Origin of the sequence: Qipengyuania citrea (assembly GCF_024171405.1) — a bacterium.
GTDB lineage: Bacteria > Pseudomonadota > Alphaproteobacteria > Sphingomonadales > Sphingomonadaceae > Qipengyuania > Qipengyuania profunda.
Genome location: NZ_JALJZT010000002.1, coordinates 207,526 through 231,701 on the forward strand (window position 1 = coordinate 207,526; position 24,176 = coordinate 231,701).

A 24,176-nucleotide genomic window follows, 5' to 3' on the forward strand; every position below is an offset into this window, starting at 1 on the left:
TCCGCGCCCCCGCGCATGGCAGCGGCGGGGCATGGCAATTTTACGGCGCTTCCTCCCTGTGCCGGTGCTGGCGCTGATGGCGCTCGGCGCCTGCGAGCTGTCACCCCCTATCAATGCCGAGGGCGGCACGCCCGTCGCCTGTGCGCTGCGAGGGGCGAGCGACTTTGCGAGCGAGTGCCGCCTTGTCGAAATGGACGAGGGCGTCGAACGCTATTTCGTCATGCGCCATCCCGATGGCGGCTTCCGCAAGCTTGCCCGCGCCGATACCCCGGCGGGGCTGGTCGAATTCGACGGAGCGCAGCGCGCCAAGAGCCAGCGGGTAGGCGATGAGATCGTCCTCTCCATTGGCGACGACCGCTATCGCTGGGATGCACCAGGCGATGAATGAGCCGATCCTCACCGTCGCGCAGATGCGCGCCGCCGAACGCGCGGCGATGGCCGCCGGGACCACCGAATGGGAATTGATGCAGCGCGCGGGCGAAGGTGCGGCGCAATGGGTCATGCGGGTCGCCGCGGGACGGCCGGTGACCGTGCTGTGCGGGCCGGGCAACAATGGCGGTGACGGCTATGTGATCGCCGAAACCCTCTTGCGAAACGGGAACACGGTGCAGGTGATTGCGCCGGTCGAACCTGCCACCGATACCGCGCGCAAGGTGCGGACGCAGTTCGGCGGTACCGTCTCCGCGGAGGCAGCGCCGCGCCATCCGGTCGTAGTCGATTGCCTGTTCGGATACGGTCTAACGCGGCAGGTCGAGGGTGTATTTGCCGCTTTACTCGAACAAGTCGGCACAAGAGACTGTTATAGAATAGCAATCGATGTGCCTAGCGCAGTTTCCAGCGATAGCGGCGAAGTGCTCGGCCCGCTGCCGCAGTACGATATGACGCTGGCGCTGGGGGCCTGGAAGCAGGCCCATGGACTGATGCCAGCGATGGCCGCGATGGGCACGCGGAGGCTGGTTCCGATCGGACTCGACCTCGGACCGGTCTCGACTGGCTTCTCGTCGCGGCCGCATCTGGCGGTACCGTCGCCCGAAGCGCATAAATACCGCCGCGGACTGCTCGCGATCGTGGCGGGTGCGATGCCCGGCGCACCGCTGCTGGCCGCCGAAGCGGCGATGCGCGCAGGCGCGGGCTATGTGAAGCTCCTCAGCGAGCATTCGCACCCCGATGCGCCAGCGGATCTGGTGATCGAACAGGACAGGTTCGGAGAGAGCCTTTGCGACGAGCGGATATCGGCCTTGCTGGTCGGTCCGGGACTGGGGCGCGATGGGGACGCCCGGAGGCGCCTGGCCGACGCTCTCAAACAGCGGCAGCCTGTCGTACTCGATGCCGATGCGCTGCACTTGCTCGGGCCGAATATGCTCGGGGGAGCCGACGTCACGACGGTTTGCCTCACCCCGCATGAGGGTGAACTCGCCAAGCTCTGCGAGGCTTTCGGCGTGAGTGGCGACGGCAAGCTTGCACGCACGCGACGCCTTCGTGACGTCACCGGCATGACCGTGCTCGCCAAGGGCCCTGACACGATCCTCGCAAGTGACGTCATGACGCACTTCTTCCCGCGCGGGTCGAGCTGGCTTTCGGTCGCCGGCACGGGCGATGTCCTTGCGGGCATCGTCGCCTCGCGCCTCGCGGTGCATGGCGACCCGCAGCGCGCCTGCGTCGAGGGCGTATGGCTCCACCAGGAGGCGGCGCGGATCGCATCACCCGCTTTTTCGGCCGGGGACCTTGCCCGCGCGGTCAAACCGGCCATGGCGTCGTTCCTGTGAGCGAGATCGAAATCATCCAGCGCATCGCCGCACGCGGCGACGGCATCACCGCCTCGGGCCGCCATATCGCGGGCGGCGTGCCCGGCGACCGTATCGCGCCCGACGGAACGCTGACGCCGGGGCCGCATCATGTCGCCCCGCCGTGCCGACATTTCCCGACCTGCGGCGGCTGCCAGCTGCAGCATGCCGACGAGGAGGCGCTGCGCCAGTTCGTCACCGACCGCGTGGTCCATGCCGCCGAGGGGCAGGGCATCGCGCCGGCAACGCTGCTCGAAACGCATTTGTCGCCGCCCCGGTCGCGCCGCCGGGCCACGCTCCACGGCATGCGCACGGGGCGCAGTGCGGTGCTGGGCTTTCGCGAGGGCGGCTCGCACCGCATCGTCGATATGCGCGAATGCCATATCCTCACACCCGAACTCTTCGCGCTCGTCGCTCCGCTCAAGACCCTGATCGCCGCGCATGGCGGGCGGCAGGCGGTCGATATCGAGCTGACGCTGGCGGACCAGGGAATCGATTGCCTGCTCAAGGGCATTGCAGCCGAGGGGCTGGCGGCGACCGAGGCGCTGCTCGATTTCGCGCGTGATCACGCACTGGCGCGGCTCTCGCTTGATAATGGCTTTGGGCCCGAGACGCTGTGGGAACCCGAACCGCTGACGGTTACGCTGGGCGCGGTCCCCGTCCCGTTTCCGCAGGGCAGTTTTCTCCAGCCAACCCCCGATGGCGAGGCCGTGCTGATCGAGGATGCACGCCGGTATCTCGCCGGGGCGGAGACGATTGCGGACCTCTTTTCCGGCCTTGGTACCTTCGCCTTCGCACTGGCCGGGCCGCGCAAGGTCCTCGCGGTGGAGGCGGCGCGCGAGCCGCATCTCGCGTGCAAGACCGCGGCGAATATGCGCGGGCTCCCGGTGCTGACGCTGCACCGCGACCTGTTCCGCAACCCGCTGCAAAGCGACGAGGTGAGCCGGTTCGGCGCGGTCCTGCTCGATCCGCCGCGCGCAGGGGCACGCGAGCAGGTGGCGCAGATCGCCGCCAGCACGGCCACGCGGGTGGTCTATGTCAGTTGCAACCCGGCGAGTTGGGCACGCGATGCCAAGCTGCTGGCCGAGGCCGGGTTCCGGCTCGAAACGCTGCGTCCCGTCGGCCAGTTCCGCTGGTCGACGCATGTCGAAGTGACGAGCTACTTCACCCGCTAGCGGCGCAGCGTCTCGAGGATGCGGCTGCGCAGCCAGGCGCGCGCTTCCACGCTTGAATAGGCATGGTCGGCACCGGGGCAGCGCGCGATCCGCGTATCGTCGGCGTCCCAGCGCTCGGCAAAGACCTGCGCGGTCCGGTCGCCATCCGCGAGCAGGAATTTCACCGGACCCGTGAATCCGGCCAGCCCGGTACGCATCTTGTCTGCGAGCGACGAGGATTTGCTGCGGGGCCGTGCCGCCCGGACCATCCCTTTGGCGAGCTTGCCGAGGTCGACCCGGCCTGAAACAAGCCGTGCAAGTTCCCGTGGATTCTTGAGTTTTTCGGCATAGCGCGAACGGACCGCGGCGGGGGGCGGGATATCGTCCTCGTCCTCTTCCATGGTCCAGGGGTTGCTCAGCACCAGCGCATCGCATTCGGCGCCGCTCGCCAGCATCAGCGCCGATGCGGCATCGCAATTGCCGAACCCGGTCACCCGCTGGACCTGCGGCGCAATCGCCCGAAACGCGAGAAGAGCGGCCGCTATATCCTTGCTCGACTTGCGGAAATCCCGATTGTCGCCCTCACTGTCGCCGATCCCGCGTCGGTCGAAGCGAAACACGGGAAAACCCGCCGCGGCGATCGTCGCCGCCAGCCGCGCCTGGCCGTTGAAAGCGCCCGCGCGGATCTCGTTGCCGCCGCTGACCATGAGCAGCCCGGTCGTTCCCGGTGCGCTGTCGAGCGTCGCAGCGCAGCGCACACCCTGGCATTCGAAGGTGAGGTGGAGGCGAGTCACAGGCCGTGAATGCCAATCGCGACGATCGCCGCGAGCGCATCGGCTTGTTCGGGGTCATCGTCATTCTCGGCGCGCAGCCACAGCGGTTGGCCGCCGACATCGGAGTGTTCGATCACGATCTGCGCGCCGGTGGGCGTCGCTTCCTCCGCTTCGAGCTCGCGGACAAGCTGTGCGCCGAGTGGCCATCCGGCCAGCTCGATGCCTTCGGTCCGCGCGGTTTCGAGCAGCCCGTCCGAGGTCTCGTCACGCCCCGCTTCGCGCGCCGCGATAATCCGCGCGCGCAGCAGGCTGCGCAGGACCTGTCGGGGTTTGACCGGGGCATAAAGCCATCCCGGAATATCGCCGGGCACCAGCCACCCGCCGGAGCGGATCGCGAGGACGTGCGTAGCGCGAAAATGCGTCGCTGCTGCGGCTACGGCGGCGCGCCATTGGCCCAACGTCTGCTGCATCAGATCGGCCGTGCTTTCATTGCAGCCGGGCAGGTCGGGGAGGAAGCAATCCACCTCGCGGGTATCGATCCTGCGCATGATTTCAAATATTTGATGGCGAAACTTGTTGGCTTCATCGAAGAGCGGAGGGATCACCAGCAGGCGCTGCGCCCGCGCGGCATCGAAGCCGAGCACCATTTCCTCGCCCATGCGGCCATTCGGCAGCGGACAAGGCCATGTGGCATACATGGTCGAGGTCAGGCCCCGATGGCCTTGGCTTCGGCAAAGACGAGCAGGCCGCCGTAGCTTTCGAGCATTTCACCATCGACGTCTTCATCGTCGATAACGATGTCGAGCCGATCTTCCATTTCAGTGAACAGGCCGGCGACGGCCATTGAATCGAGTTCGGGGAGATGACCGAACAGGCCGGTGTCGTTGTCGAAACCGTCGACCTGTGCCTGGTCCAGCCCGAGTACGTCGCGCAGAATCCCGCGCAGCGTCTGATCGATCTCGCTGCGGCTCGGCCCGGTCGGCGCGGCATGTGCGGTTTCGGCGGTCATTCCTGCGGCTTCCCCTGCGTTTGGCCTGTGCATAAAGGCGATGCCCTTAGCTGGGGCGATTGTGCGGTGCAAGGTGGCGCACCCAGGCCTTGGCCGCGGCCGGCCAGGCGCGTGGCTGGCGCCAGTCGAGACAGGTCAGGCGATAGCGCGGGCGGTTCGCCTCCATCCAGTCGCGCTTATAGGCATCGGTGCCGGTGCCGAAATCGACCAGATCGACCTTATCGGTGTCGATCACCTGTTCGAATAGCGCGGCGCTGAGCGTCGTCCCGGCAGAGAGCGGCTTGGCCGCTTCGATATGCGCCAGCTTGTGAATATAGGCGGTGCCGTTCTCGACCGTCCAGAACTGCGCTGCCACGGGGACTCCATCGGCGCGCGCGATACCCAGCCGGAGGCGACCGGCTGCGCCCTCCGCCCGGGCAAATTGCTCCAGGATATCGGCGCGTTCTTCGGCGGGCTTCCAGCTTTCGGCATAGACCGCCTGATAGTCGCGCCAGGCGGTCTCGTCGAAATGGTCGAGGATATCCACGTCCACCTTCTTCGCCTTGCGCTTGAGCGTGGTGCGCATCTTGCCGGGGCGCTGCGCCCAGTAGTCGGCGAAACGGCGCCCTGCGACCCGGAGCACGTGGTTCTCGTCGCATTGTGCGCGCCAGATCCACCAGCCGGCCTCGCGAAAGGCGCGTTCGAGAGCGGCGGTGCTGCCGTCTTCCGCCGGTAGGGGTGCCATATCGATCCGGTGTGTCTTGCTGCGCAGGTCGCGGGCGAGCGCGGTAAGCAGGTCGGTATTTTGTCCCAGTGGCCGCCAGGTGAAGGAAAACCAGTTTGCCAGGCTGGCAAGCCCGGCAGGCTGGTGCTGCAGCGGCAGGGCCAGCTGCTCGCCATCGCGTTCGGCAAGCGCGATCAGCGGGCGGATGTCGCCCGTCTCCAGCAACGCAAACCATGCGAGCCTGTCGAAAGGACCCGCACCGGGCCCATCCAGCCCTTGCAGTTTGGTAACCGTGTCGTGATAGCTGACCGCGATGCCCACCGGAATTCCCTCGCCTCGGAGCGTTAATGCCTGATCCCACGCCCTATCCGCTCGATCAACTGGCCGAGCGCGGGGATGCACAGGCGCCTGCGCTGGTGCTGCGCGATCGCACGCTTAGCTTCGAGGAGTTGAGGAACCGTGTGACGCTGCTCGCCGGATGGCTGGCAGGCCGGGCGGGGAAGGGCGCCCGCGTCGCCAGCTGGGCGGCAAAGGGCGAGCTGACCTGCCTGCTGCCGCTGGCCGCAGCGCGCGCGGGGCTGGTGCATGTCCCCATCAATCCGCTGCTCAAGCGTGCACAGGTCGCGCATATCCTCGGCGATAGCGGCGCGGTCCTGCTGATGGGGACCAAGGCGCGCCTGGCGTCGCTGGGCGACGGCGACGTGCCGCCGGGGTGCGATGTCGTGGACGAGAACGACGTCTTTGCGGCGGCCGAGGCAGAGGGCGCGTCACTGACCGCGTCGACCCACGATCCCGACGATCTGGCGGCAATCCTCTATACCAGCGGCTCGACCGGCAAACCCAAGGGGGTGATGCTGAGCCACGCCAATATGTGGCTGGGTGCCGTCAGTGTGGCGGATTATCTCGGGCTCGCCAGCGACGATGTCACGCTCGCCGTGCTGCCGCTCAGCTTCGACTATGGTCAGAGCCAGCTGCTGTCGACTTGGTATGCGGGGGGCTGCGTGGTCCCGCTCGATTATCTCTTCCCGCGCGATGTCGCAAAGGCCTGCGCCAGGCACGGCGTGACGACGCTGGCAGCGGTTCCCCCGCTATGGGTCCAGCTGACCGAGATTGAATGGCCGGGTGACGCCATTGCAAGCATGCGCCGACTGACCAATTCGGGCGGCGCACTGACCATCGAACTCGTGCGCGATTTGCGCGCTATTTTCCCGCAAACACGCCTGTTTCCCATGTACGGCCTGACCGAGGCCTTCCGTTCGACCTTTCTCGATCCCGAGTGTGTCGATCACCATCCCACATCGATGGGCCGCGCCATTCCCTTCGCCGAAATCCTCGTCATCGCCGATGACGGAACTCTGGCCGAACCGGGCGAGGAAGGCGAACTGGTCCATTGCGGACCGCTGGTGGCGCAAGGCTATTGGCAGGACGCTCAACGCACGGCGGAGCGCTTCCGCCCGGCGCCCGCAATGTCCGCATATGGCGGGACCGCGGTGTGGTCGGGCGACCGCGTCCGGCGCGACGAGGATGGCCTGCTCTATTTCGTCGGGCGGCGCGATGCGATGATCAAGAACGCGGGCAATAGGATCAGCCCGCAGGAAGTCGAAAGCGCGGCGCTCGCCACCGGCCTGGTCGCCGAAGCGGTCGCGCTGGGGGTTCCGGACGAGCGGCTCGGCCATGCGATCCACCTCGTCGTACGTCCCGCGGCGGATGCCACCGACCCCGAGACCGCGCTGCCCAAGGCGCTGCAGAAGGAGCTACCAAATTTCATGCAGCCGCATGCGATCCACTGGCGCGATACGCTGCCGCTCAATCCCAATGGCAAGCTCGACCGGACCGCGATTGCGGCGGAGCTGGGCGCATGAAGCCGCTGGGCCCCATTCCTGCCGGCTATGCGGCGATCGGCGGCGAGCTGGCCATCGGCGGCAAGCCGGTAAGCCATTGGGTGGAACAGGCCGGACGGACCCCGCTGTTCGTCTATTCGCGTGATCGCATTGCGCAGCGTTTCGAGATGCTGCGCGCTGCCATGCCCGACCGCCTCAAGATCAATTATGCGATAAAGGCCAACAGTTTCGGCCCGCTTCTTTCCTTTGTTTCAACGCTGGCCGACGGGCTCGATATCGCGTCGGGCGGCGAGCTTGAACTGGTTCGGGCGACCGGGTTCGACCTGGGCCGAGTGAGCTTCGCCGGGCCGGGCAAACGGGACATCGAACTCGAAGCCGCGATCGCCGCGGGCGTCACGCTCAATCTCGAAAGCGAAGCCGAAGCGGGCCGCGCGCTCGCGATCGCCAAACGGCTTGGCATGACGCCGCGTCTCGCGGTCCGCGTCAATCCCGATTTCGAGCTCAAGGGATCGGGGATGAAAATGGGCGGCGGGCCCAAGCCCTTCGGGATCGACGCCGCGCGGGTCCCCGCGCTGGTCCGGCAGATCGTCACCGCGGGGTGCGACTTTCGCGGCCTGCATATCTTCACCGGCAGCCAGGCGCTGTCGGCTGAAGCAGTGATCGACATGCAGGCCAAGGTACTCGACTGCGCGCATCGCATTGCAGTCGACGCCGGGGTCACGCTGCCCAAGCTCAATATGGGGGGCGGCTTCGGCATCCCCTATTTCCCGGGCGACGAACCGTTGGACATTGCCGCTGTCGGAGCCGCGCTGGAAGAGCGCTTCCGCGACCTGCCCAAGACGCTGGCCGACGCCGAACTGTTCATCGAACTCGGTCGCTACCTCGTGGGCGAGGCGGGCGTTTACCTGACGCGGATCGTAGATCGCAAGGAAAGCTACGGCGAAACCTATCTCGTCACCGACGGCGGATTGCACCACCAGCTCGCCGCCTCGGGCAATTTCGGGACGGTGGTGCGGCGCAACTACCCTGTCGCCATCGCCAGCCGCTTTGCCGCCGAGCCCGCGGAGGAAGCTAATGTCGTCGGGTGCCTGTGCACCCCGCTCGACCGGCTGGCCGACAAGGCGCACCTGCCGCGCGCCGAGGTCGGCGATCTAGTGGCGGTGTTCTGCGCCGGGGCCTATGGCGCCAGCGCCTCGCCCAGTGCCTTTTTGGGACAGGGGCCTGCCGCCGAAATGCTAGTCTGAACCCGATCTGCTAAATCCCGCGAATCCTTCGATTTCTGCGGGTGCCAGCCGCCATGGCTAACCGTCTGTTCACCTTTTTCGGGCAATAGTTCGCCCAAACACGGGGGTATCGGGCGCAGCATGCGGCCCGCGCATCCCCTGACACAAGCAGGAAACCGACCTATGCGCTTCACCCGTATTGCCTCTCTCGTCGCCGGATGCGCCGCCAGCACGCTCGTGCTTGGCGGGTGCGCGGGCGGCGGTGGCACGGAACTGCCCCCGGCGACCTTCGTCGCGATGCAGGAAGGTCCGGGCGAGGAATATGTCATCGGCCCGCTCGACGAGCTGACGATCCATGTCTGGCGCAATCCCGAACTCGGCGCGGAAAATATCCAGGTGCGCCCCGATGGCCGCATCACCATTCCACTGGTCAAGGATATGCCGGCGGTGGGCAAGACGCCCTCGATGCTGGAAGAGGATATCCGCCTCCAGCTCAGCCAGTATATCGAGGACCCGCTGGTCTCGGTGATCGTCAATGAGTTTGCCGGCACCTTCAGCCAGCAGGTCCGCATCGTCGGTGCGACGGCGCAGCCGGCTTCGCTGCCTTACCGCGCGAACATGACCGTGCTCGACGCGATGATCGCGGTGGGCGGCCTGTCCGAATTTGCTGCGGGCAACCGCGCCAAGCTGATCCGCTTCGACAAGCAACTGGGCCGCCAGCGTGAATACGCCTTGCGCCTGACCGATCTGCTCAAGCGCGGCGACAGCAAGGCCAATGTCCTCCTCCAGCCGGGCGATGTGATCATCATCCCCGAGAGCACGTTCTAGGGAGCTGCGGGGGCATGCAGGAAGTCTTCGACGAACTTCGCAGCGCGCTGCATACGGTGTGGAACCGCCGCTGGCTTGCGCTCGCCGTGGCCTGGGGGGTCTGCATCCTCGGCTGGCTTGCGGTTGCCTTCATCCCCAACAGCTATGAAAGCCGGGCACGGATCTATGTCGAGCTCGAGGATGTCCTGTCCGAACAGCTCGAAATTTCCGGCGACGGCAAGCAGGCAATCACCAAGGTCCGCCAGACGCTGGTCAGCGTGGTCAATCTCGAACGCGTGGTGCGCACGACCAAGCTCGGCGAGAAAATTGCCACCGACAATGAGATGCAGAGCGCGGTAGCCCGCCTGACCGAGAATATCGTCGTCGAGAGCGAGCAGGACAATCTGTTCGAGATCACCGCCACGGTTGGCAAGTCGAACCTCAGCGACGCGGAAAACGCGGTACTGGCCAAGGACGTCGTCCAGAGCCTGATCGATATTTTTCGCGAATCCAACATTGCCGGCAATCGCGGCGACGTTGCCGATACCATCGCCTTTCTCGACGAGCAGCTGGAAGACCGCAAACGCGAACTCGAAGCCGCCGAACAGCGCCGCCTGATTTTCGAGGCGAAGCATCCCGATCTGATCGGTGGCACCGGCACCGTAACCGGACGGCTCCAGACGATGCGCACCGAAATGCGCGGAATCGACGCCGATATCGCCGCCGCGCAGAGCGCCCTGGCAGCGATCAACGGCCAGCTCGCCAGCACACCGCGCAGCATCATGACCGCCGAAAGCGGCGGGGCACGCGGCGCGCTGATGGCGGCGCAGTCGCAGCTCGCCGCGATGCGCTCGCGCGGCCTGACCGACAGCCACCCCGATATCCAGTCGCAGCGGCGCCAGATCGATGCGCTGCGCGAACAGGCGGCCAATGAACCCGCCGGGTCCAGCGGCACGCCCAATCCGGCCTATACCTCGCTCACCTCGATCCGCGCCGAGCGTCAGGCCAATGTGCAGGCGCTCCAGGCGCGCAAGGCAGCGCTGCAATCGGACATTTCCGGCCTGATCGCCGCGCAGGCCGACGAGCCCGCCGTGGCCGCCGAGGCCAACCGCATCAGCCGCGATTACGAAGTCCTCAAGGACAAGTATGACGACCTGCTCAACGATCGCGAGGAAATGCGCCTGCGCGGACAGGTCGAAACCGAGCGCAGCGCCTTCCAGTTCGAAGTCATCGACCCGCCGACCGCGCCGCGTAATCCGGCAGCACCCAATCGGCCGCTCCTGCTACTCGGAGTGCTCATCGCCGGTCTTGGCGCGGGCGCCGGGGTGGCCTTCGTGATGGGCCAGCTCAAATCCAGCTTTACTACAGCCGACAAGCTCGAGCGCACGCTCGACCTGCCGGTCATCGGCACCATTTCGCGTTCGATGACCACGGCCGCGCGCAAGCACGAGAAGCTGCGGCTCAAACAGTTCGTCGCGGGCGTCGGAGCGTTGGGAGCGGTCTGCTTCCTGCTGCTGGTCGTCGAAATGGTCCAGGTCGGCTCGGTCGCCTGAGGGGGGAATGTGTCAGTGAACAAGCCCACCAATATCGAACCGCCCAAATCGGGCGATGCGAAGCCCAAGCGCACTTCGCTGCTCGAACGTGCCAGCGGCGCCTTCGGCCTCGACCGGCTTGCCCCGGCGGCGGTGCCCGACAAGCTCGAAGACGAGAAGGCCAAGAAGTTTGCGCCCAAGCGCAAGTCGGAGCCCTCGACGCCGCCCGAAATGCCCCGGCGCCGCGCATCCGACCGCTTCGCCCAGCCGCAGCCCGCTGGCGCGGCCACGCCGGTGCCACCTGTGCCGCCTGCGGCACCGTCGGAGCCGGACAAGCCGGTGGTAACGCTGACCGGGCCCAGGCAGCATGTCGTCCGCTCGCTCCTGCGCGAGCAGGGGCTGATCGATCCCGATGGCGGTGCGTCGATGCTGCTCGAGGAGTTCCGCATCGTGAAGCGGCAGGTCCTCGCGACCGCCAAGGCCAAGCCGGGCCCACAGGCGCGCCGCGTGCTCGTCTGCTCGCCGCATTCGAACGAGGGCAAGACCTTCTGCGCGCTCAATCTGGCGATCGCGCTGGCGGGTGAACGCGATATGGAAGTCGTGCTGGTCGATGCCGATTTCGGCAAGCCCTCGATCATGGCCAAACTCGGTCTCGAACACGGCAAGGGCTTCATGGATGTGCTCGCCGATCCCACCGCGAAGGTCGAGGACGTCGTGGTCGGCACCGATATTCCGGGCCTGTGGGTACTCCCCGCGGGCCAGCGGACGGGGCGCGACAGCGAGTATCTCGCCAGCGAGCGAACCTGGAAGGTGCTCGACAATCTGACGCTCGGCGCACGCAACCGCATCATCGTGTTCGACAGCCCCCCCGCACTCGCGGCAACGCCTGCAGCCGATCTGGCCAAGCATGCCGGCCAGGCGCTGCTCGTGGCGCGCGCGGATATGAGCGGGCGCGCTGCGTTGGAAGACGCGGTGGATCTCCTGTCAGCCTGTCCCGACATCAAGCTGCTGCTCAATGATGCGACGTTCAGTCCGAGCGGTCGCAAGTTCGGCAGCTATTACGGATATGGGGAGTAAGCACATGAGCTATCGTGTGAAATTCCGTCATCTCGCCACGACGGCTGCGGCCCTGGCGCTTCTGCATGGCGCGCCGCTGCAGGCGCAGTCCTACCAAGGCGCCGATGCCGGCGAATCCGGCGGTGAGGGGTTCTCCTCCGACCGTGGCCGCACCAGCATCGATCCCTATATCGAAGCCAATTCGCTCGCCAGCTGGCAAATCTCGCCCGGCAGCGACGTGGTCACCTATACGCAGCTCGCGGCAGGCGTCGACGCATCCATCGCCGGGCGCAACAACGGCGGCAGCGTGTCGCTACGTTACGAACGCAATTTCGCGCATCAGTCGGAGGGGTCGGATTCGGACACGATCACCGGCCTCGCGCGCGGCTATGCGACGATCATCCCGCGGGTCCTGACTTTCGAGGCGGGTGGGCTGGCAAGCAGCACGCGGGTCGATGCGCAGGGCCGTTCGGTGATCAATCCGCTGGTCGACGACAATCTCTCCACCCAGACTTATTCGGCCTATGCCGGGCCCAATCTGCAGACCCGCATGGGCGCTGTCGATGTGAGCGCCAATTACCGCATCGGGTACACACGCGTCGACGGCCCCGATTTCCTCACCCAGTCGGGAACGCAGGCCGACCTGTTCGACGAAAGCGTCACGCATAGCGCTACCGTGCGTGCCGGGACGCGTCCGGGCGACCCGCTGCCAGTCGGCATCGGTGTCGGCGCCGGATATTATCAGGAAGACGTCTCCAACCTCGATCAGCGCGTCCGCGACGCCTATGTCCGCGGCGATGTAACCGTGCCGATCACCCCCACACTGGCCTTCGTCGCCGGGGCAGGGGTCGAGGATGTCGAAGTGTCGAGCCGCGACGCGGTGCGCGACGCGGATGGCAACCCGGTCATCGGCGACAACGGCCGATATGTGACCGACACCGCCAGCCCGCGCATCATCGCCTATGAGGCGAGCGGGCTGATCTGGGATGTCGGCGTGGTCTGGACGCCCAGCAGCCGAACCCAGCTCGAAGCACATTTCGGTCGCCGCTACGATAGCGAGACCTTTTACGGCAATTTCAGCTGGCGTCCGAGCAGTCGGAGCAACCTTTCGATCGGCGTCTATGACGGGATCCAGGGCTTTGGCGGGCGCCTGAACAATGCATTGGCCGCCTTGCCGACCGATTTCACCGTGACGCGCGATCCGGTTACGGGTGAGCTGACCGGCTGTGTCAGCACGCTCGACGGCAGCGGCTGTCTCGACGGCCTGCTTGGCTCGGTGCGCTCCTCGGTCTTCCGCGGACGCGGGGTCGTTGCCAGCTACAGCCGCCAGATCGGCCGGATGACCGCTGCGATCGGCGCAGGGTACGACCGGCGCAAGTTCATCGGCGCACCAGGTACGGTGCTGGAACTGGCCGACGGGATCGTCGATGAAAGCTACTATGTCGCGGCGGGGGTCTCGGGCCCGGTCGGACAGCGTGGCAGCTTCTCGCTCAACAGCTATGCCAACTGGTTCGACAGCGGGACTGCCGGATCCGGCGATGTTCGTGTACTCGGCAGTTCGGCGAGCTATTCGGAAGAGGTTGTCCGCAACCTTTCGGCACGCGCCGCGGTCGCCATCTCGATGCTCGACAGCGATATCGCGCCCGACAATTTCACGACCGCATCGGCCCTGCTCGGCCTGCGCTACGATTTCTGATAGGATCGGTTCGATGTACGAAGAATATTATGGATTCAGCGAGCGGCCGTTCCAGCTCACGCCCGATCCGGCGTTCTATTACGAGAGCGTCACGCACAAGAAGGCGCTGAGCTATCTCGGCTATGGCCTCAACCAGGGCGAGGGCTTCGTGGTAATCACCGGCGAAGTCGGTGCGGGCAAGTCGACGCTGGTCGCGCATCTCAAGCAGAAGCTCGACGATGATCGCATGACCGTGGGCGAAGTGGTCACCAGCGCGCTCGACGGCGAGGAGATGATCCACGTCGCCGCGCGCAGCTTCGGGCTCGACGTCACCGGCGGCGACAAGGCCGCCGATCTCGCGGCAATCGAGCTGTTCCTGCACGAGGAAGCGCGCAACGGACGCCGCACCTTGCTGATCGTCGACGAGGCGCAGAACCTGTCGATCGGCGCGCTCGAAGAATTGCGGATGCTGTCGAACTTCCAGCTCGGGTCGCATCCGCTGCTGCAAACGCTGCTGCTAGGCCAGCCCGAATTCAAGCAGTTGCTTGCGCATTCGGACGAACTCGAACAGCTGCGCCAGCGCGTGATCGCCGCGCATCATCTGGAACCGATGCAGCCGGGCGAGATCGAACCCTATGTCATGCACCGCCTGTCGCGCGTCGGCTGGAACGAGAATCCGGAAATCGATGGCGGCATCTGGGTCAAGCTGCACAAGGCCACCGGGGGTATCCCGCGCAAGGTCAACCAGGTGATGACCCGCCTGCTGCTGCTTGGCGCAGTCGAGGAGCAATCGGTGCTCGAGGTCGACATGCTCGAAGCGGTCGTCGAGGAAATGACCGGCGACGCGGCTCCGGCCGAGGCGCCAGCCAAGCCGCGCCCCGATCGCGAAGGTCCGGCGGCAGATGCGATTGCGCGCGCGAAGGACGAGGCACGGCAGGCATCCAACGAACTCCCTGCTGCGCCCGTTGCGGCCCCCGCCGAAGCCGGCGGGGCGCCCGACAAGGGCCTGCTCGACCATCAGATCGAAGCCATCGAGGCGGCCTTCGCCGAGCGCGACAAGCATATGTCTGCGCTGCGCCGCGAGGTCGAGAAGCTAAGCCAGGAGCGCGCGACAGACGATCTGCCCGCGGATGTCGACCAGCGGCTCGCGTCGATCGAGGCGCGTCTCGACGAGCAGGAGCGTTCGCTGCGCCACGTGCTGACCATGATGATCGACTATTTCGAATCGCAGGGTTCGCGCGCTGCCGCGTAACATCGGGGAGAGCGCGTTGAGCGATAACACGATCGTCAACGGCCTCTCGGTCGATGTCGAGGACTGGTTCCAGGTGGGCGCGTTCGAGAACACCATTGCGCGCGAGGACTGGGACGGGCTCGAATTGCGTGTGGGCGACAATGTCGCACGCATTCTCGATCTGTTCGATGCCGCGGGGGTCAAGGCGACCTTCTTCACGCTGGGCTGGGTGGCCGAGCGTAACAAGCCGGCCATTCGCGCCATCATCGATCGCGGGCACGAGCTGGCCAGCCACGGCTATGACCACACCCGCGTGTTCACCTTCATGCGCGAGGAATTCGCCGCCGATCTCGCCAAGGCGCGCGCCATCCTCGAGGATGTCGGAGGTGCGCCAGTCACCGGCTATCGCGCGCCGAGCTTCTCGATCGATGCGCGCAACCCCTGGGCGCATGAAGTGCTGGCCGAGCATGGCTATGCCTATTCCTCTTCTGTCGCGCCGGTGGTTCACGACCATTACGGCTGGCGCGAAGCACCGCGCTTTGCGTTCAACCCGGTAGCGGGCAGCGACCTTATCGAAATCCCCGTAACGACCGCGCTGCTGCGCGGCAGGCGGCTGGCTGCGGGCGGGGGCGGGTTCTTCCGCGTGCTTCCCTATGCGTTCAGCCGCTGGGCAATCAGGCAGGTGAACCGCGATGGCCGGCCCGCGGTGTTCTATTTCCACCCGTGGGAAGTCGATCCAAACCAGCCGCGGGTCGCGGGGGCACCGCTGCGTTCGCGGCTGCGGCATTACACCAATCTGTCGAAAATGGCGGATAAGCTCACCGGATTGCTCGGCGATTTCGCGTGGGGCCGGATGGATGCGCTGGCGGCGCGGGAAAAGCCGCGCAGCCTCGATTGGGCAGCATGAAACCCCAGTCCGCCCATTGCGGCACAATTCGCCAGGCCGACCTGCACGTCCCGGCCGAAGCCGCCCGGATCGAGGCGTTCGTCGCGGAGCACGGCGCGACGCCCTTTCACCGCCCGGCCTGGCTGCTTGCGATCGAGCAGGGGACGGGCCAGCGCGCGCTTGGCCTGGTCGCCGAACGCGCAGGTGTGCTCGAAGGTTGGCTGCCGCTGACCGAGGTACGCTCGCCGCTGTTTGCTTCCGCCCTCGTGTCCAGTGCCTTTGGCGTCGGGGGCGGCCCGCTGGCCGATAACGAGACCGCTTCGCTGCTGCTATGCCGTGCGGCCGAAGAGCTGGCGCAGCGCCACGCGGTAAGCTCGGTCGAAATCCGCGGCGGCAGCGCGCCCGAAGGCTGGCAGGCGATTACCGGCAAGCACGCAAATTTCTCGCGTCCGCTGGCCACTGACCGCGAAGCCGAGTTGCTCGCCATCCCGCGCAAGGCCCGCGCCGAGGTCCGCAAATCTCTGCAGTCGCCGTTGGAAATTGTCACCGGACGCAGCGCGAACGATCTTGCGGCTTTCTACCCCTGCTATGCCGCCAGTGTGCACAACCTCGGCACGCCGGTATTTCCGCGGCAGCTGTTTGCAGCGGTGCTCGACCATTTCGGCGAGGATGCCGACATCATCACCGCGCTGCATGACGGGCAGGCCGTATCGAGCGTCTTGTCGCTCTACCATGATGGTGCGGTCATGCCGTTCTGGGGCGGGGGCGGGTTCGCCGCACGCGCACTCAAGGCAAATGAACGGTGCTATTTCGAATTGATGGACCATGGCCGCGCGCGCGGATGCACGCGCTATGATTACGGTCGCTCGAAAATTGGCACCGGGCCGTACAAGTTCAAGAAATGGCAGGGCTTCGAACCCGAACCGCTGACCTATTGGACGTGGACCGCGCCGGGCAGGACCGCGCGCAATATCGATCCGACCGACCAGGGCTATTCGTCGAGCATCGCGTTGTGGAAGAAACTGCCGCTTTCCGTCGCTACGCGCGTCGGGCCGTGGATTGCGCGGGGGCTCGGCTGACATGGGCGAAGTGCTGTTCCTCGCACACCGCGTGCCCTTTCCGCCCGATCGCGGCGACAAGATCCGCTCGCATCACCTGCTGGCTGGGCTGGCAAAGCTTGGCCCCGTGCATGTCGGTACCTTTGGTGAAACCGTGCAGGACATGGCGCAAAAGCCGCTGCTGGTGGAAATGGCCCGCACGCATGCGCTGATCGAGCGGAGCAAGCCGCTTCACCTTGCCGGGGTCGAGGCGCTGCTCAAGGGCAGGGCGGTCAGCCTGACCGCGTTCGATGACGAGGCGATGCACCGCTATGTCGCCAAGACGCTGGGCAACCACCGTATCGACACCATCTTCGTTTTCTCAGGCCAGATGGGGCAATATATCCCCGACAGCTTCGACGGGCGTGTCGTGTTCGACATGTGCGATGTCGATAGCGCCAAGTTCGCCGCCTATGCCGAGGCCGGCCAGCGCAAATGGATCAACCGCCGCGAAGGACGCTTGCTCGCCCGCGAGGAAGAACGGCTTGCCGCGCGCGCCGATGCCACCTTGCTGATCAGCGAAAACGAGGCGGACCTGTTCAGATCCCGGCTTACCCGGCCCGAGGCGGTCAGCCTGCATGCACTGGGCAATGGCATCGACGCGCAGTTTTTCGACCCGGGGCGCGTGAGCTCGCATCCCGACCTCGACGAGGGCGAAGGGCCGCAGATCGTCTTTACCGGGCAGATGGATTATGCGCCCAATGTCGCGGCTGCGGAGTGGATGATCGCGCATGTCATGCCTGCTTTGCGCAAGACGCATGCGCGGGCGCGCTTCCATATCGTCGGCCGCGCGCCGGTGCGCGCCTTGCGGGACCGCCATGGCGAGCACGGAGTGCGCGTCTGGGGCGAGGTAGAGGATGTGCGACCGTTCCTCAAATCCGCCGATCTGGTGGTCGCGCCGCTGCTGATCGCGCGCGGGGTGCAGAACAAGGTGCTCGAGGCGATGGCGATGGCGTGCCCGGTGGTGGCGACCCCCGGGGCGGCGACCGGGATCGACGCGGCCCATGGCGAGCATCTGATCATCTCCTCGCCCGACCCGCAGCAATTGCTCGCTGCGATCGATCGCCTGCTTGCCGATCCGCTGCACGCGCGCGCGATGGGTGAAGCCGCGCGGCGGTTCGTCCTCGAGCGGATGAGCTGGGACAAGGTCGAAACGGAGCTTGCCGAACTGGTCCGCGGCGCCGAGTTGCCTATCGATGCAGCGTGACCTGCCACTACCGCGCACCGCTGGGCGTAGCGCTCCGGGTGTGATGCTCGCTATCGCCTGGGCGGCGCTGTTCGCGCTGACCTTCGCCGAATGGCGCGCGATGGCGCATCAGTGGTGGGATATCGACACTTACAGCCATATCCTGCTTGTCCCCCCGATCATCGCCTGGCTGGTCTGGATCCGCCGCGACGAACTGGCGCGCGCCGGCGCAGCCGGATGGTGGCCGGGGCTGGCGTGGCTCGTCTTCGGGCTCGTCCTCTGGCTGGTGGGGCGGAGCCTCGACATCAACACGATCGGGCAAGGCGGCGCAGTGGTCGCCATGCAGGGCGCGGTCCTCGCGCTGTTCGGATTGCGGGCGGCCCTGATCCTCGCCTTTCCGCTCGTCTACGGCTTTCTCATGGTCCCCGTCGGGGGCGAGATCATCCCGCAGTTGCAGATGATTACTGCCCAGATCGCGAGTGCGCTGACGCGGCTGAGCGGGATCGAGATGGTCGCGCAGGGCATCCATATCGACACCCCCGCAGGGCTGTTTATCGTCGCCGAGGAATGCGCCGGCGTGAAATTTCTGATCGCCATGCTCGCGCTTGGCCTGCTGGTCGCACATAGCTGTTTTACCAGCTGGAACAGGCGCGCGTGGTTCCTGCTGGCCTGCGTCGTTGTCCCGGTGATCGCCAACGGCATCCGCGCCTGGGCCACGATCTTCCTCGCGCAATATGTTGGGGCAGAGGCTGCCGGCGGGTTCGACCATCTCGTCTATGGCTGGCTGTTCTTCGGGATCGTCATCGCGCTGGTCCTGGGCGCGGCATGGCGCTGGTTCGAGCGTGAGCCTGAAGACGCAGGCTGGACTGCCGACGAAGTCGCTGCCTTTCCGCTGGTTGCGCGCTGGGAAGGCCGCGCTGGCAACCCGGCTCTCGTCCTTGGTGCGATACTGCTGGCCGCAGGAAGCTTTGCCGTGCTCACGCAGCTGGGCTAGGCACGCTCGCATATGTGCGGAATTGCGGGGATTTTCCATTACGAGACGGTGAAACCGGTCGATCCCCGACGGGTCGAGCGGATGACCGATGCGCTCGGCCATCGCGGTCCCGACGGCAGCGGCGTTTGGACCGCGCCGGGTGTGGGCCTCGGGCATCGCCGGCTGTCGATCATCGACCTCGAAGGTTCGCCGCAGCCGATGCACGCCGCCGATGGCCGCGCGGTGATCTCCTTCAATGGCGAGATCTACAATTACCGCGAATTGCGCCGCGAGCTCGAACAGGGCGGGGCGCAGTTTCGCACCCATGGCGATACCGAAGTGATCCTCGCCGCATGGCAGAGATGGGGCCCCGACTGCCTCGCGCGGCTCGATGGCATGTTCGCCTTCGCGCTCTACGATCTCGACCGGCGGCAGCTGTTCCTCGCACGCGACCGGCTGGGGGTGAAACCGCTCTACCTTGCGCGGCTCGAGGGCGGGGCGCTGGCCTTCGCCAGCGAAATGAAGGGGCTGCTCGCCAACCCCCTGATGCGGCGCGAGGTCGATCCGCTGGCGATCGAGGATTACATGACCTGGGGTTATGTCCCCGATCACCGCGCAATCCTCAAGGGCGTCGAAAAGTTGCCCGCGGGTCATTTCCTGCTGCTCGAACATGGCCGCGAACCGGGGTCGCCACGCCAATGGTGGGATGTCGATTTCGCCGCGCGCGAGAAGGGGCGGACCCAGGACCTCTCGGCGCAATTGCTCCATCTCATGCGCGAAGGCGTGACCAGCCGGATGGTTGCCGATGTACCGCTCGGGGCCTTCCTTTCGGGCGGGGTCGACAGTTCCTCGGTCGTCGCACTGATGAGCGAGGCGAGCGCGCAACCGGTCACCAGCTGTTCGATCGGCTTCGATGTCGCGAGCGTCGACGAGACGCGCCATGCGCGGCAGGTCGCCGAACTGTTCGGCACCGACCACCACGAGCGGATCGTCTCGTCCGACCAGTTCGGCGAGATAGACCGGATTGCTGCGATTTTCGACGAGCCGTTCGCCGATGCCAGCGCGCTGCCCACCTTGCGGGTGTGCGAACTCGCGCGCGAGCAGGTCACCGTGGCGCTGTCGGGCGATGGCGCGGACGAGGCTTTCGCCGGCTATCGCCGCCAGATGTTCCATGCGCGCGAGGAACAGGCGCGCTCGGTCCTGCCGCGCGCCTTGCGCGAACCGGTGTTCGGCGCGCTCGGGCGGGTCTGGCCCAAGGCCGACTGGGCGCCGCGCCCGCTGCGCGCGAAGACGACCCTGCTGTCGTTGGCCGAGAGCGGCGAGGCGGGCTATGCGCGTGCGTTGGCAATCCTCGCGCCCGAGCAGCGGCAGGCGCTTTATGGCGAGGTCCTGCTGAGGCAGCGTGGCACCTATCGCGCCGAACAGCCGCTTGAAAAGCTGATGCGCGAGGCGCCCGCAAGGAGCGGTCTCGACAGCGCGCAATATGCCGATCTCAAGTTCTGGCTGCCCGGCGATATCCTGACCAAGACCGACCGCACCAGCATGGCGGTCGGGCTCGAGGCGCGCGAGCCGCTGCTCGATCATCGGCTGATCGAATTCGGCGCCCGCTTGCCGCAGCGCCAGCGCCTGCGCGGCACCACCGGCAAATGGCTGATGAAGCACACGATGGAGCGCTATCTGCCCGAAGACATCCTCTATCGCCGCAAACAGGGCTTCGTGACCCCGCTGGCGGAGTGGTTCCGCGGTCCGCTTGCGGGAGAGGCGAGGGCGGTCGCCGCGAGCGAACTGCTTACCGGGAGCGGGTGGTTCGCCCGCAAGGCGCTGTCACGCCTCGCGGACGACCATATTTCCGGCCGCAGCGACCATGGCCGGGTGCTGTGGCAATTGCTGATGCTGGAGCGATCGCTCCGGCAATTGAAGCCCAGCGCCTAGCGCGCGTCGACCAAGACGATCTCGGCGTCGTCGAGCGCTTCGACCACGATTTCGCTCTCGCCCGTCACGGCGATCCCGTCGCGCGGCTGCGCTTCGTGCCCGTTGACCGTGACCCGGCCCTTTGGCGCAACCAGATACTGGTGGCGTTGGCCCGAGGTGTTCCAGACCGCGCTCTGGCCTTTCGCCAGCGTCGCCGCGGCGACCTTCGCATCCGTCCGGATCGGCAGCGCATCATCGGCTTCGGCATCGCCGCTGGCGAGCACTTCGAAGCCGCCTTCGCGCGTGGCCTTGGGAAACTCGCGCTGGCCCCAGCCGGGCTGCTCACCCTGCCGATCGGGAATGATCCATATCTGGAACAGCGTGGTCGCCTCGTCCTCGCGATTCATCTCGGCATGGGTGATGCCGGTGCCCGCGCTCATCACCTGCACGTCGCCCGCGGCGGTGCGGCCTTCATTGCCCAGACTGTCGCGGTGCGTAATCGCGCCGCTGCGCACGAAGGTGACGATTTCCATGTCGCGGTGCGGGTGCGGCGGGAAACCGCTCTGCGCCGCGATCGTGTCGTCGTTCCACACGCGGATGCTGCCCCAACCCATCCGGTCGGGGTCGTGGTAATTGGCGAAGCTGAAATGGTGCCGTGCGTCGAGCCAGCCGTGGTCGGCATGGCCAAGCGTGGCGAAGGGTCGGATATCGATCATGGTTCAGTCTCACATCGGCGGGGTGTTGACGCCGGTATGCGGGTGATGTGGGGGCGGCGCGAAAGCCGTCAAGAAACACCGATGTAACTGCCTCGCGGCCCGGCTAGTCGGCGCCGTGACCCCGCGCCATGTAATCCGCGCTCTGCATTTCCTTGAGGCGGCTGACCGTGCGCTCGAACTCGAACGCACCATCGCCGGCGGTGTAGAGGTTTTCCGGTTCGGCCGCCGCCGCGACGAAGAGCTTCACATTGTTCTCGTACAGTGCATCGACCAGCTTGGTGAAGCGGATCGCCTCGTTGCGGTTGTCGGGCGACATCGCGGGGACACCGACCACGATCACGGTATGATAGGCATGCGCGATCGCGAGATAGTCCGCCGCCCCGCGGTTCTCGCCGCACAACCGCTTGAAGCTGAACACGCCGACACCCTTGAGGCTCTTGGGCACGTGGATCGTCCGCCCGCCGCCCAGGTCCAGTTCGGCGCTGGGAACGTGTTCGGCATCCTCGGGCGCGTAATCGGTGAGGCGGAAAAAGGCCTCGCGCACCTGCGCGGTCGCCTCGTCGCCCAGCGGGGCGTGCCACGTCTCGATATCGCCCAGCCGGTCGAGCCGGTAATCGGTCGGACCGTTGAGCGGCAGCACGTCCATTTCGTCTTCGACAAGATCGATGAAGGGCAGGAAGAGCGAGCGGTTGATCCCGTCCTTGTAGAGATCGCGCGGCGGGCGGTTGCTGGTGGTGACCACGGTCACGCCCTCGTCGCGGATCAGCGCGGTGAACAGCCGTGCCATGATCGCCGCATCGGCGGTGTTGTTCACCACCATCTCGTCGAAGGCGAGACAGCGCACATCGGCGGCGATATCGCGTGCGACCTTGCCGGTTGGATCGCCGGGATCGCTGGTTCGCCGCTCGCGCATGCGCCGGTCGACCTCGAGCATGAACTCGTGGAAATGCGCGCGGCGTTTCTCGGCGATCCCCAGCGTCTCGACGAACAGGTCCATCAGCATCGACTTGCCGCGCCCGACGCCGCCCCACATGTAGACGCCCTCGGGCCGCGCCTTCTTCGGCTTGAACAGCTGTGCGAGCAGCCCGCCCGAACTCTCCGCCTCGAGGTCCTTCTGCAGTCGGTCGAGCCGCTGTGCGGCGCGGCGCTGGTCGGGATCGGCCTGCAATTCGCCCGCCGAGACGAGCCGCTCGTAGCGGGCTAGCATTCCGGTCACGCGGCGGCGCGGGGCTTGATCTTCTTGACGATGCCCGAGAAGCTGGCGACCGCGTGGTCTTCCTGGACCACCGTGCCGCGCACGAACACCATGCTGCCCGTCTCGCGGACGATCTCGCACACCGCGTCGAGCGGCATGTCGGGCTTGCCGCCGCCCACGAACTGGGTCGATAGCTCGACCGTCACCGACGGGCCCGCATTGCCGCTGCCGATATTGTGCATGGTGGTGAACAGCGAAATGTCGATCAGCGACAGCGTCACCGCGCCGTGGATGATGCCCTGCAGGTTCAGGTGGCGCCGTTCGGGGAACATGCGCAGCCGCGCCTTGCCGTCATCGTCCACCCGGGTGATGAGCTTGCCCATCACCGCGCCGTTGAACAGCGTTTCGTCCTTCAGGTTCCAGTGGCGCCAGCCCGGGTTTTCCGGGTCGGGGCCATGGTCGAACACCTCGTCGCGCAGGGCCATCAGATCGCGCGTTCGGCGATCATTTTCTTGGTTTCGGCGATTGCCTTGGCGGGGCTGAGGCCCTTGGGGCAGACATTCGCGCAGTTCATGATCGTGTGGCAGCGATAGAGGCGGAAGGGGTCCTCCAGCTGGTCGAGCCGTTCACCGGTCATCTCGTCGCGGCTGTCGGCCAGCCAGCGATAGGCCTGCAGCAGGATCGCCGGGCCGAGGAACTTGTCCGAATTCCACCAGTAGCTGGGGCAGGCGGTCGAGCAGCAGGCGCACAGGATGCACTCGTAGAGCCCGTCGAGCTTCTCGCGCTGTTCCGGCGACTGCAGCCGTTCCTTGCCGCTGGGCGTGGTCGAGACGGTCTGCAGCCAGGGACGGATGCTGGCGTATTGCGCATAGAAATGCGTGAAGTCGGGCACGAGATCCTTGATCACGTCCATGCTCGGCAGCGGGGTGATGCGAATCTCGCCCTTGAGATCCTCGATCGCGGTGGTGCAGGCGAGACCGTTCTTGCCGTTGAGGTTCATCGAGCACGAACCGCAGATACCTTCGCGGCACGAACGGCGGAAGGTCAGCGTCGGGTCGATCTCGTTCTTGATCTTGAACAATGCGTCGAGCACCATCGGGCCGCATTCGTCGAGGTCGAGCTCGAAGGTGTCGTAGCGCGGGTTTTCGCCGCTGTCGGGATCGTAGCGGTAGACCTTGAACTTGCGGATGCGCGTACCGCCGGTCGCCGTATGGGCGCGGCTCTTGCCGGTGATCTTCGAATTCTTGGGAAGGGTGAAGGTCGCCATTACGCTGTCAGTCCTGTTTCTTTGCGCAACCCATCTAGCGGTTCGGGCGCTTGGCGCAAGGCCATGTGTGACGCATTTCCTGCAACGGGTGTCCTACAACATGGACCGGGTGTTACACGGTTCAGGGCAAAAACAGCTTCTTGCGCCAAAAGCCCGG

At 66.1% G+C, this 24,176-nt stretch carries 23 protein-coding genes; 15 read left to right on the top strand and 8 right to left on the bottom strand.

The annotated features are described in order from the left end of the window. Window positions 1-31 precede the first annotated feature (31 nt). The 3 genes from J2S32_RS01880 to J2S32_RS01890 are packed head-to-tail and all read left to right on the top strand — an operon-like array spanning window position 32 to window position 2,959. Window positions 32-388, top strand: coding sequence for a hypothetical protein (locus J2S32_RS01880; protein ID WP_253515450.1), 357 nt, complete (start codon window positions 32-34; stop codon window positions 386-388). Further along, complete coding sequence (locus tag J2S32_RS01885) at window positions 381-1,766, top strand: NAD(P)H-hydrate dehydratase (protein ID WP_253515451.1); 1,386 nt, start codon at window positions 381-383, stop codon at window positions 1,764-1,766. Before J2S32_RS01880 ends, J2S32_RS01885 begins: the two co-directional genes overlap by 8 nt. After that, a complete protein-coding gene (locus tag J2S32_RS01890) occupies window positions 1,763-2,959 on the top strand; it encodes a class I SAM-dependent RNA methyltransferase (RefSeq protein WP_253515452.1) in 1,197 nt (398 codons plus the stop codon). Before J2S32_RS01885 ends, J2S32_RS01890 begins: the two co-directional genes overlap by 4 nt. On the opposite strand, the gene J2S32_RS01895 is transcribed toward J2S32_RS01890, so the two are convergent. The 4 genes from J2S32_RS01895 to J2S32_RS01910 are packed head-to-tail and all read right to left on the bottom strand — an operon-like array spanning window position 2,956 to window position 5,744. After that, window positions 2,956-3,732, bottom strand: coding sequence for a hydrolase 1, exosortase A system-associated (locus J2S32_RS01895; protein WP_253515453.1), 777 nt, complete (start codon window positions 3,730-3,732; stop codon window positions 2,956-2,958). The genes J2S32_RS01890 and J2S32_RS01895 overlap by 4 nt on opposite strands. Next, a complete protein-coding gene (locus J2S32_RS01900) occupies window positions 3,729-4,409 on the bottom strand; it encodes a hypothetical protein (protein WP_253515456.1) in 681 nt (226 codons plus the stop codon). Before J2S32_RS01900 ends, J2S32_RS01895 begins: the two co-directional genes overlap by 4 nt. Window positions 4,410-4,417: 8 nt before the next feature. After that, a complete protein-coding gene (locus tag J2S32_RS01905) occupies window positions 4,418-4,720 on the bottom strand; it encodes a phosphopantetheine-binding protein (RefSeq protein ID WP_253515457.1) in 303 nt (100 codons plus the stop codon). A 46-nt stretch (window positions 4,721-4,766) separates the two neighbouring features. Further along, window positions 4,767-5,744 carry a GNAT family N-acetyltransferase gene (locus J2S32_RS01910; protein WP_253515458.1) on the bottom strand — a complete coding sequence of 326 codons (978 nt, stop codon included), beginning with the start codon at window positions 5,742-5,744 and terminating at the stop codon, window positions 4,767-4,769. A gap of 26 nt (window positions 5,745-5,770) precedes the next feature. Here J2S32_RS01910 and J2S32_RS01915 point away from each other — a divergent pair, with 26 nt between their 5' ends. The 12 genes from J2S32_RS01915 (at window position 5,771) to J2S32_RS01970 (ending at window position 20,862) form a co-directional block, all read left to right on the top strand. Further along, entirely contained in the window at window positions 5,771-7,285 is a 1,515-nt protein-coding gene (locus J2S32_RS01915) for an acyl-CoA ligase (AMP-forming), exosortase A system-associated (protein ID WP_253515459.1), read from the top strand. Then, on the top strand, window positions 7,282-8,508 hold the full coding sequence (locus J2S32_RS01920) for a pyridoxal-dependent decarboxylase, exosortase A system-associated (protein WP_253515460.1): 1,227 nt from the start codon (window positions 7,282-7,284) through the stop codon (window positions 8,506-8,508). Before J2S32_RS01915 ends, J2S32_RS01920 begins: the two co-directional genes overlap by 4 nt. 162 nt (window positions 8,509-8,670) lie before the next feature. Continuing rightward, window positions 8,671-9,315: an XrtA/PEP-CTERM system exopolysaccharide export protein gene (locus J2S32_RS01925; RefSeq protein ID WP_253515461.1), complete on the top strand. Its 645-nt coding sequence runs from the start codon at window positions 8,671-8,673 to the stop codon at window positions 9,313-9,315. A gap of 14 nt (window positions 9,316-9,329) precedes the next feature. Further along, window positions 9,330-10,847 carry an XrtA system polysaccharide chain length determinant gene (locus J2S32_RS01930; protein ID WP_253515462.1) on the top strand — a complete coding sequence of 506 codons (1,518 nt, stop codon included), beginning with the start codon at window positions 9,330-9,332 and terminating at the stop codon, window positions 10,845-10,847. Window positions 10,848-10,862: 15 nt separating this feature from the next. Beyond that, window positions 10,863-11,903, top strand: coding sequence for a capsular biosynthesis protein (locus J2S32_RS01935; RefSeq protein WP_253515464.1), 1,041 nt, complete (start codon window positions 10,863-10,865; stop codon window positions 11,901-11,903). A gap of 4 nt (window positions 11,904-11,907) precedes the next feature. Next, entirely contained in the window at window positions 11,908-13,578 is a 1,671-nt protein-coding gene (locus J2S32_RS01940; protein ID WP_253515466.1) for a preprotein translocase subunit YajC, read from the top strand. A gap of 13 nt (window positions 13,579-13,591) precedes the next feature. Continuing rightward, window positions 13,592-14,809: an XrtA/PEP-CTERM system-associated ATPase gene (locus J2S32_RS01945; RefSeq protein WP_253515467.1), complete on the top strand. Its 1,218-nt coding sequence runs from the start codon at window positions 13,592-13,594 to the stop codon at window positions 14,807-14,809. Window positions 14,810-14,825: 16 nt separating this feature from the next. Further along, window positions 14,826-15,695, top strand: coding sequence for an XrtA system polysaccharide deacetylase (locus J2S32_RS01950; protein WP_253515468.1), 870 nt, complete (start codon window positions 14,826-14,828; stop codon window positions 15,693-15,695). Beyond that, a complete protein-coding gene (locus J2S32_RS01955) occupies window positions 15,692-16,753 on the top strand; it encodes a FemAB family XrtA/PEP-CTERM system-associated protein (RefSeq protein ID WP_253515469.1) in 1,062 nt (353 codons plus the stop codon). The genes J2S32_RS01950 and J2S32_RS01955 overlap by 4 nt, the downstream gene beginning before the upstream one ends. 1 nt (window position 16,754) lies before the next feature. Then, entirely contained in the window at window positions 16,755-17,978 is a 1,224-nt protein-coding gene (locus J2S32_RS01960) for a TIGR03087 family PEP-CTERM/XrtA system glycosyltransferase (protein ID WP_253515470.1), read from the top strand. Next, window positions 17,968-18,951, top strand: a complete 984-nt coding sequence (xrtA, locus tag J2S32_RS01965) for an exosortase A (RefSeq protein WP_253515471.1) — start codon at window positions 17,968-17,970, stop codon at window positions 18,949-18,951. The genes J2S32_RS01960 and xrtA overlap by 11 nt, the downstream gene beginning before the upstream one ends. Before the next feature lie 12 nt (window positions 18,952-18,963). Continuing rightward, complete coding sequence (locus J2S32_RS01970) at window positions 18,964-20,862, top strand: XrtA/PEP-CTERM system amidotransferase (RefSeq protein ID WP_253515472.1); 1,899 nt, start codon at window positions 18,964-18,966, stop codon at window positions 20,860-20,862. Here the strand turns inward: J2S32_RS01970 and J2S32_RS01975 are convergent. From J2S32_RS01975 to J2S32_RS01990, 4 genes are all read right to left on the bottom strand, one after another. After that, window positions 20,859-21,557, bottom strand: a complete 699-nt coding sequence (locus tag J2S32_RS01975) for a pirin family protein (protein WP_253515473.1) — start codon at window positions 21,555-21,557, stop codon at window positions 20,859-20,861. The genes J2S32_RS01970 and J2S32_RS01975 overlap by 4 nt on opposite strands. Window positions 21,558-21,660: 103 nt before the next feature. Next, entirely contained in the window at window positions 21,661-22,773 is a 1,113-nt protein-coding gene (zapE, locus tag J2S32_RS01980; RefSeq protein ID WP_253515475.1) for a cell division protein ZapE, read from the bottom strand. Then, a complete protein-coding gene (locus J2S32_RS01985; protein ID WP_253515477.1) occupies window positions 22,770-23,237 on the bottom strand; it encodes a PaaI family thioesterase in 468 nt (155 codons plus the stop codon). The genes zapE and J2S32_RS01985 overlap by 4 nt, the downstream gene beginning before the upstream one ends. Then, the gene (locus tag J2S32_RS01990) at window positions 23,237-24,019 is read right to left on the bottom strand and encodes a succinate dehydrogenase iron-sulfur subunit (protein ID WP_301298487.1); all 783 of its coding nucleotides are present in this window, start codon (window positions 24,017-24,019) and stop codon (window positions 23,237-23,239) included. Before J2S32_RS01990 ends, J2S32_RS01985 begins: the two co-directional genes overlap by 1 nt. Window positions 24,020-24,176: the final 157 nt, after the last annotated feature.

Bases quoted from the DNA above. Each gene is read 5' to 3' on its own strand.
- J2S32_RS01880 (WP_253515450.1), top strand. From the start codon at position 32: ATGGCAATTTTACGGCGCTTCCTCCCTGTGCCGGTGCTGGCGCTGATG.
- J2S32_RS01885 (WP_253515451.1), top strand. From the start codon at position 381: ATGAATGAGCCGATCCTCACCGTCGCGCAGATGCGCGCCGCCGAACGC.
- J2S32_RS01900 (WP_253515456.1), bottom strand. From the start codon at position 4,409: ATGTATGCCACATGGCCTTGTCCGCTGCCGAATGGCCGCATGGGCGAG.
- J2S32_RS01905 (WP_253515457.1), bottom strand. From the start codon at position 4,720: ATGACCGCCGAAACCGCACATGCCGCGCCGACCGGGCCGAGCCGCAGC.
- J2S32_RS01915 (WP_253515459.1), top strand. From the start codon at position 5,771: ATGCCTGATCCCACGCCCTATCCGCTCGATCAACTGGCCGAGCGCGGG.
- J2S32_RS01920 (WP_253515460.1), top strand. From the start codon at position 7,282: ATGAAGCCGCTGGGCCCCATTCCTGCCGGCTATGCGGCGATCGGCGGC.
- J2S32_RS01925 (WP_253515461.1), top strand. From the start codon at position 8,671: ATGCGCTTCACCCGTATTGCCTCTCTCGTCGCCGGATGCGCCGCCAGC.
- J2S32_RS01930 (WP_253515462.1), top strand. From the start codon at position 9,330: ATGCAGGAAGTCTTCGACGAACTTCGCAGCGCGCTGCATACGGTGTGG.
- J2S32_RS01940 (WP_253515466.1), top strand. From the start codon at position 11,908: ATGAGCTATCGTGTGAAATTCCGTCATCTCGCCACGACGGCTGCGGCC.
- J2S32_RS01945 (WP_253515467.1), top strand. From the start codon at position 13,592: ATGTACGAAGAATATTATGGATTCAGCGAGCGGCCGTTCCAGCTCACG.
- J2S32_RS01955 (WP_253515469.1), top strand. From the start codon at position 15,692: ATGAAACCCCAGTCCGCCCATTGCGGCACAATTCGCCAGGCCGACCTG.
- J2S32_RS01960 (WP_253515470.1), top strand. From the start codon at position 16,755: ATGGGCGAAGTGCTGTTCCTCGCACACCGCGTGCCCTTTCCGCCCGAT.
- xrtA (WP_253515471.1), top strand. From the start codon at position 17,968: ATGCAGCGTGACCTGCCACTACCGCGCACCGCTGGGCGTAGCGCTCCG.
- J2S32_RS01970 (WP_253515472.1), top strand. From the start codon at position 18,964: ATGTGCGGAATTGCGGGGATTTTCCATTACGAGACGGTGAAACCGGTC.
- J2S32_RS01975 (WP_253515473.1), bottom strand. From the start codon at position 21,557: ATGATCGATATCCGACCCTTCGCCACGCTTGGCCATGCCGACCACGGC.
- J2S32_RS01985 (WP_253515477.1), bottom strand. From the start codon at position 23,237: ATGGCCCTGCGCGACGAGGTGTTCGACCATGGCCCCGACCCGGAAAAC.
- J2S32_RS01990 (WP_301298487.1), bottom strand. From the start codon at position 24,019: ATGGCGACCTTCACCCTTCCCAAGAATTCGAAGATCACCGGCAAGAGC.